1 protein-coding gene is annotated in these 1128 nt (G+C 35.5%); it reads left to right on the top strand.

All coding sequences use genetic code 11. From position 1 onward, the window contains the following. Positions 1-421: 421 nt before the first annotated feature. Positions 422-1048: a hypothetical protein gene (locus A5294_RS06410; protein WP_004107001.1), complete on the top strand. Its 627-nt coding sequence runs from the start codon at positions 422-424 to the stop codon at positions 1046-1048. Positions 1049-1128 lie beyond the last annotated feature (80 nt).

Below are 1128 nucleotides of genomic sequence, written 5' to 3'. Positions count from 1 at the left end.
ATTTCATTAGGAGAATATTTTTGAAAAAATGTTTGCATTTGTACTTTTATGGTGTTAGCATCATTTCCAACACAAACAAATATCGAATACTTCGGTTGGGGTTTGTGCGTGAACCACAGTTAGTATTAATGAGTTAAGGAGGCAGACATCATGCTTAACATGAACATGAATGCTGAATCTTTCGATACTCTTAATGCTGCACGTATGTGGTGGTGGCAGTCTTCTTTTTGGCGTGAGTTTACTCTGAAGTTTTAGAAGCTGCGTATAAAAGCTTGTAAAAGACCTCCGGGTAAGCCCCGGGGGTCTTTTTGTATACAAGCCTTAAATTTCAAAAATAACCAAATCACAAATCACAAATCACAACAAAATATTCGATAGCTTTGTATTCAAATAATATGAAGCTTAAACAAGGAGAGAAATCATGGCTAATGAAACTAATGAAAAAGTTATGGAAGCTACTAGCGGCGTCGCAAATGCAACTGCTGATGTTGCGTCGGTAATGATGAAAAATGCGAAAGTTAAGAATCATGCACTAAATATTACTTCGTTAGTGCTGGTTGCAGTTCTATTTGCAGCAGGATGCATTCTTGATTTTACTGTTGCCAAGCCTCTTTCTATTGGAAATATCCAGCCTGAGTTTGTTATTGCTTCATTCTGCTTGGCGATTTTGTTGGTTCGTCCAAAGATTTATCAAGGAGCTATTATTGGAGCTCTTGCTGCAACATTAATCCAACTTAATACTTCGATTCCATTCCTTGAATATGCGTGTGACATTCCTGCTGCAATTATTATGACAGCTATTTTAATTGGATATGTCCATCTCTTCCCAAAGGATGCTGCTCGTAAAGTAAGTGTTTTCCCATTTATTGCAACTTTTGTTACAACAGTAATTTCTGGTTGCATTTTCGCTTCTATTGCTGCTTACTTTATTCTTCATTCTCCAAACATGGTAATCGTAATGATGCCAATTATTTTTGGTACTGCTGCATTTAATGCGATTATTGTTGAAATTCTTTATACTCCATTGCGACTTGTATTGCACAAATAATAAATAATGTAACTAAGAAATTCTTATGATTGCATGTTTAATTGCACGTTATACATCATTATTAACGAATGTGCTTAATG

It is taken from the genome of Gardnerella sp. 30-4, assembly GCF_001641215.1.
Lineage (GTDB): Bacteria > Actinomycetota > Actinomycetes > Actinomycetales > Bifidobacteriaceae > Bifidobacterium > Bifidobacterium leopoldii.
This window is presented reverse-complemented; position numbering and strand designations above follow the sequence as displayed.